This window comes from Caminibacter sp. (assembly GCF_053999135.1).
The window spans coordinates 1-5,874 of sequence record NZ_JBMXVQ010000027.1 but is presented as its reverse complement, the minus strand read 5'-3'; the positions used below and the strand labels follow the sequence as shown (position 1 = coordinate 5,874).

The following is a 5,874-nucleotide window of genomic DNA, read 5'->3' as shown; positions in this document are numbered from 1 at the left end:
GCCCCGCTTAAAGGCTCTTTTTTATCAATCAACAAAGTATTAAAATCTCTTAAAAACCATGCACTAAGAAGACCCGCTATTCCTCCTCCCACTACGACAAAATCATAAAAACGCACAAAAAAACCTTTTTTACAAATTATATCAAAAAGAAGAACATTTGAAGCAGAAAAAATAAGTGTCAGAGAGAAGTTTAAGATAAAAAAAGAAAAAGAGAGGGGGAATTACATCATTCCCATACCTCCCATGCCTCCCATTCCCATATCAGGGGCTGCTGGAGCTTTTTCTTCTTTTGGCTCTTCTGTTACAGCAGCTTCTGTTGTTAACAGAAGTCCGCTTACGCTAGTCGCGTTTTGAAGAGCAATTCTTTCAACTTTTGTAGGGTCGATAATTCCGGCTTCAAACATATCTACATACTCACCAGTCGCTGCGTTAAATCCAACATTTTCATCAGCTTCTTCAACTGTTAACGCCACAACTCCAGGTTCATATCCGGCATTTTCGGCAATTTGTTTAATCGGAGCTTTTACCGCTCTTTTAATAATGTCAATTCCGATTTGCTCATCCGGGTCTACTGATTCTACTTCGGTTTTTTTAGCCGCTTTAAGAATAGCCGCACCACCACCGATAACAATACCTTCTTCAACAGCAGCTTTTGTAGCGCTCAGTGCGTCATCAACTCTGTCTTTTTTCTCTTTCATTTCAGTTTCAGTTGCCGCTCCTACTTTAATTACAGCTACACCACCGCTAAGTTTAGCAAGTCTTTCTTGTAATTTTTCTTTGTCGTAATCGCTTGTTGTTTCTTCAATTTCTTTTTTGATTTGTTTAATTCTAGCTTCAATAGCCGCTTTATCACCTTTTCCGTCTACGATTGTAGTGTTTTCTTTATCCACTACGATTCTTCCAGCCTGTCCAAGGTCTTGAAGTGTTGCGCTTTCAAGCGTTCTACCAAGCTCTTCAGAAATTACTTGTCCGCCTGTTAAGATTGCGATATCTTGAAGCATTGCTTTTCTTCTGTCACCAAATCCAGGTGCTTTAACAGCTACTACGTTTAATACTCCTCTTAATTTGTTTACAACTAAAGTAGCTAATGCTTCACCGTCAACGTCTTCGGCAATGATTAATAACGGTTTGTTTCCAGCTTGCACCATTTGTTCAAGTAATGGTAATAAATCTTTCATATTGCTGATTTTTTTGTCGTATAGTAAAATGTATGCGTCATTGTATTCAGCAACCATTCTCTCAGGGTCTGTTACGAAATATGGTGATAAATATCCTCTATCAAACTGCATACCTTCAACCACTTCTAATTCGTCTTGAAGCGATTTACCTTCTTCAACAGTAATAACACCGTCTTTTCCGACTTTATCCATCGCTTCTGCGATTAATTTACCGATATTTTTATCGTTGTTTGCAGAAATTGTCGCAACTTGCTCGATTTGTTCTTTGTTTTCAACAGGCTTGCTCATTTTTTTAAGTTCTTCAATAATAGCCTGAGCAGCTTTATCCATACCTCTTTTTACAGCAATCGGATTTGCTCCGGCAGTAATGTATTTTAGACCTTCTTTAAAAATTGCATGAGCTAAAACAGTTGCTGTTGTTGTACCATCCCCTGCCTCATCAGCTGTTTTGCTCGCAACTTCTTTAACAAGCTGAGCACCCATGTTTTCTACAGGATGTTTAAGCTCGATTTCTTTTGCTACTGAAACACCGTCTTTTGTAATGTGAGGTGCCCCGAAACTTCTTTGAAGTAAAACGTTTCTACCTTTAGGACCCATTGTAACTCTAACTGCATCAGCCAGTTTTTCAACACCGGCAAGTAATTCATTTCTTGCAACGTCGCTGTATACGATTTCTTTTGCCATATCTCCCCTCCTTTAATTATTTTTCAATTTTTCCAAGAATATCGTCAGTATTTAATACTAAATATTCTTTTCCGTCTATTGTAATATCAGTTCCCGCATATTTAGCAAAGACTACAGTATCACCTTCGTTAATCGGAAGATTTTCATCTTCTTCAACCTCTTTTGAAATAGCCACGACTTTTCCTTCAAGAGGTTTTTCTTTTGCATTGTCCGGAATAATAATTCCGCTTGCTGTTTTTGCTTCTTCTTCTACTCTTTCAACTAAAACTCTTAGTCCTATCGGTCTAAACATTTCCGCCTCCTTTTTATAAAGTTAATTTAACTGGCGAAATTATATAATAAAAGAAGAAGAAAGTCAAGAAAATTTATAGTTTTTTTTAAGTTTTTTTAGCGCATATAACTAAATCTTTATGAAGATTATTTCATCATAGTATTTGGCAGCCATAATGAAATTTCAGGAATATAAGTAATTAACAATAACCCTACCAACAAGACAAAAAACCATGGCAATACGGATTTGACCACTTCTTTTATAGGCTCGCCCGTTATACCGCTAGCCACAAAAAGATTAAGTCCAACAGGCGGGGTTAACATTCCAAGCTCCATATTTATCGTAATAATCACTCCAAAATGAATAGGGTCAATTCCTAACATTGTAGCTACAGGGAGTAAAAGCGGCACCATAATCATTATAATGGAGCTTGGTTCCATAAAATTACCTGCAATCAACAAAATAACATTAACCGCCACTAAAAACATTACTTTATTCAAATGCATACCAACAACAAAGTCGGTCAACATCTGAGGTACATTTTCAAGAGTTAGAAAATACGCAAACATGGATGCGTTTGCAATAATAAACAAAATCATAGCACTGGTTTTTGCACTCTCAAAAAAAACATCTCCAAGATTTTTAAGTTTTATATCTTTATAAATAACCAAAGACACAAACAAGGCCCATACGGCACTTACCGCCGCAGCTTCGGTAGGAGTAAAAATACCTCCGTAAATTCCTCCTATAATTATTACGATAGTCATCAAAGCCCAAAAAGACTCCTTAAACTTTTTCCATCTTTCTTCCCAAGAAGCAGGTTTTGTTTTTTTAAAACCAAGTTTTTTAGCTCCTATATATGTAACGGCTATAAGCATAAACCCTATTAAAAGTCCCGGAACAATTCCGGCCATAAAAAGCTTACCTATACTTTGTTCGGCCGTAACTCCGTAAATAATCATAACAATACTAGGAGGTATTAAAATACCAAGGCTTCCGGCTGTTGTAATAGTCCCGATAGCATAAGTTTTAGGATACCCGGCAGCCATAATTGCACCAAACATTATAGACCCTATAGCAGCAACCGTAGCAGGAGAGCTCCCTGAAACCGCCGCAAATATAATACTTGCAAAAATAGCCGCTATAGGCAAACCTCCAGGAAGATGTCCGACAAACGCTCTTGCAAATTCTATAATCCTTTTTGCACTGCCTCCCCGGCTTAAAATATTCCCCGCTAAAATAAACATAGGAATTGCCATAAGTGCATATTTATCAAGCTGAGAAAACAGATTACTTGCCAAATCTATAAGCAAATCCGGACCCTCAAAAACATAAGCCGTTATCATTGTAGAAAGCCCAAGAGAAACCGCAACCGGCACGCTTAAAAGTAAAAAAAGAAAAAAAAGCCCAAAAAGAGTCGCTACTATCACTTAAATTCTCCTAAATTTTCTTTCACTTCTTCTATTATCATATCGCTTTCACTTTTTTTCGCTATTTTGTCTGCGGGAGTTTTAATATCCTCGATTAATCTAAAAAACGTTAAAACTGCGGCTACCACCATACTTACCGGCACTACGGTATATACATACCACATAGGAATATTCAAATCTACACTAACCTCCCCGCTTGCCTTAAGTCCCAAATCGGGGTCAAAAATAAAAATGTAACCATAATAAGCTACCAATAAAAGATAAAACAAAATTAATAAATCAGCAATTAAAATCACAGCTTTCGATAAAAAAGGAGGAAGCAAATCTAATAAAACGGTAACTTTAATATGCCCTCCAACTCTAAATAGATAAGCCGCTCCAAAAAACGCCGACCAGATAAAAAAATAAGAAGTAAGCTCAAAAGCCCAGTCTATCCCCTGATTAAAAACAAATCGGGCAACTACGTTTATAAAAGCCAGTAAAACCCCCGCGGCTATTCCAAAAGATGTAAAAAATACGCTAACGGCAATTAAAATTTGTTCTATTACTTTCACTCACCCGCCTTAATTGCCGCTTTAATTAAATCCTTTCCTATAGTACCGTAAAATTTAGGATAAATTGTTCTTAATTTTTTCTCCCATAAAAGTCTTTGTTCAGGAGTTAAATAATCAATCTCAAGTTTACCCGTTCTTTTAGCATATTCTTTAATTTTATTGAGTTGATTTTCATTAAGTTCCTTTGCCCAAATTCTCTCTTTTTCTGTTGCTTCTTTTATAGCCTTTAAAATAACATTTTTCATATCCTGAGGTAATCTATTCCAGAATTTTTTACTCATAACAACCATGTAACCAAGATATCCATGATTTGTCATAGTCATATATTTTTGTACTTCATAAAATTTTTTAGTATAGATATTTGAAATTGTATTTTCCTGACCGTCAACAACACCTTGTTGGAGAGCTGAATAAACTTCGCTAAACGGCAAAACAACGGGAATCGCATCTAAAGCTTTAAACTGCTCAATTAAAACCTTCGAACTCATTACCCTAAATTTAAGACCTCTACAATCTTCAGGTTTTATTAAAGGTCTTTTGCTATCAGTAAGTTGTTTAAACCCGTTATCCCAATAAGCAAGGGCGACATATCCTTTTTTTGTTACCATATCCAGAAGTTTTTGACCAACCTCCCCATCTAAAACTTTATGAAGATGATTTTCGTCTTTAAACAAAAAAGGTAAATCAAAAAGCCCAAGTTGAGGAACCAGTCCGGTAAACTTCGAAAAACTAGGAGCCGCCATTTGTACGGCGTTAAACTTCATTTTTCTTAAAATCACCTTATCTTTTCCAAGCTGTGCGTTTGGATAAACCTCAACTTTTATTTTTCCATGAGAAAGTTCTTCAACTCTTTTTGCAAAATAATCCGCTGCCTTTCCTTTTGGAGTATTAGGAGAAACAACATGAGAAAACTTTATCACATAATCTGCCGCCATTGAAAAACTTACCGCTAAAACTACACTTACCATACCTTTTAAAAACTTCATTATCAACTCCTTTAATATTAATTTAATAATTTAATTTATCAATTATATCATTATTTTTTTCTTTAAATCAAACAAATCAAGCTTTTTATAAAATTGTTTCAAAAAGTAACACACATATTCTTGACATATTTTTAATTTTTTATTATCATTTCAATCCGCAGACGGTGGGGTAGCTCAGCTGGCTAGAGCGCCGGTCTCATAAGCCGGAGGTCGGGAGTTCAAGTCTCCCCCTCACTACCATTAAAACTCCCATAAAATCGATGTTTTGATAGCTTAAAAATTGATGAGGTGTCCCCTTGGGTGTCCCTTAGTAAGCTATTTTCTCAAAATTTAACTTCTAAATAACTTATTCAAGAGGAATGGAGTTTAATTAACAAAATATATTTTTTCTCTAAAAAAATCAAAATCCGTTTAGTTTTGTTTAGCAGTATTTAGTTTTTTAAATTCGTTAATATAAATTCTTATTCTGCTTGGAGATTTTTCAAACTCTTTTGATAATAAAGCTGTTATTTCGTTAACCGGCAATATACCTTTAAGCTGATAATATCTTTTTTTTAACCTATACTTGAATAATCTCTGCTTTGAAATATATACCCTTAGCCCCTGCAGTCTTTCTAAAAGCTCGTATATTTTATTTTCGTCCATTCCCAAGTCTTGCAGGTTGTAAATAAGATATTCTACGCTGACGTCCATATAACAAGCCTTTTTTATTTAAATCCTATATAGAAGTGAATTTATCTTTTGGAGAGAAACGATTATCTTGGAAACTTT

At 35.4% G+C, this 5,874-nt stretch carries 7 protein-coding genes and 1 tRNA gene; 1 reads left to right on the top strand and 7 read right to left on the bottom strand.

Annotated features, from left to right (window positions below; genetic code table 11):
- The 6 genes from ACXJH6_RS02355 to ACXJH6_RS02330 all read right to left on the bottom strand — a co-directional run.
- On the bottom strand, positions 1–92 hold a 92-nt coding region (locus ACXJH6_RS02355; RefSeq protein WP_456470162.1), incomplete at its 3' end, for an NAD(P)-binding protein.
- Positions 93–221: 129 nt separating this feature from the next.
- Positions 222–1,862 (bottom strand): chaperonin GroEL, encoded by a 1,641-nt coding sequence (gene groL, locus ACXJH6_RS02350; protein ID WP_456470161.1) that lies wholly within the window; start codon positions 1,860–1,862, stop codon positions 222–224.
- A gap of 16 nt (positions 1,863–1,878) precedes the next feature.
- Positions 1,879–2,154, bottom strand: a complete 276-nt coding sequence (gene groES / locus ACXJH6_RS02345) for a co-chaperone GroES (RefSeq protein ID WP_456470160.1) — start codon at positions 2,152–2,154, stop codon at positions 1,879–1,881.
- A 125-nt stretch (positions 2,155–2,279) separates the two neighbouring features.
- Positions 2,280–3,563, bottom strand: a complete 1,284-nt coding sequence (locus tag ACXJH6_RS02340) for a TRAP transporter large permease (RefSeq protein ID WP_456470159.1) — start codon at positions 3,561–3,563, stop codon at positions 2,280–2,282.
- Complete coding sequence (locus ACXJH6_RS02335) at positions 3,560–4,117, bottom strand: TRAP transporter small permease (protein WP_456470158.1); 558 nt, start codon at positions 4,115–4,117, stop codon at positions 3,560–3,562. The genes ACXJH6_RS02340 and ACXJH6_RS02335 overlap by 4 nt, the downstream gene beginning before the upstream one ends.
- The gene (locus ACXJH6_RS02330; RefSeq protein WP_456470157.1) at positions 4,114–5,103 is read right to left on the bottom strand and encodes a TRAP transporter substrate-binding protein; all 990 of its coding nucleotides are present in this window, start codon (positions 5,101–5,103) and stop codon (positions 4,114–4,116) included. The genes ACXJH6_RS02335 and ACXJH6_RS02330 overlap by 4 nt, the downstream gene beginning before the upstream one ends.
- Positions 5,104–5,266: 163 nt before the next feature.
- Between ACXJH6_RS02330 and ACXJH6_RS02325 the strand changes: the two genes are divergently transcribed.
- A tRNA-Met gene (locus tag ACXJH6_RS02325) sits at positions 5,267–5,343 on the top strand.
- A gap of 171 nt (positions 5,344–5,514) precedes the next feature.
- Here ACXJH6_RS02325 and ACXJH6_RS02320 read toward each other — a convergent pair.
- Complete coding sequence (locus tag ACXJH6_RS02320) at positions 5,515–5,796, bottom strand: hypothetical protein (RefSeq protein WP_456470156.1); 282 nt, start codon at positions 5,794–5,796, stop codon at positions 5,515–5,517.
- Between the last annotated feature and the right edge of the window lie 78 nt (positions 5,797–5,874).

Coding starts and splice junctions, on each gene's coding strand:
- groL (WP_456470161.1), bottom strand. CDS start 1,862: ATGGCAAAAGAAATCGTATACAGCGACGTTGCAAGAAATGAATTACTT.
- groES (WP_456470160.1), bottom strand. CDS start 2,154: ATGTTTAGACCGATAGGACTAAGAGTTTTAGTTGAAAGAGTAGAAGAA.
- ACXJH6_RS02330 (WP_456470157.1), bottom strand. CDS start 5,103: ATGAAGTTTTTAAAAGGTATGGTAAGTGTAGTTTTAGCGGTAAGTTTT.
- ACXJH6_RS02320 (WP_456470156.1), bottom strand. CDS start 5,796: ATGGACGTCAGCGTAGAATATCTTATTTACAACCTGCAAGACTTGGGA.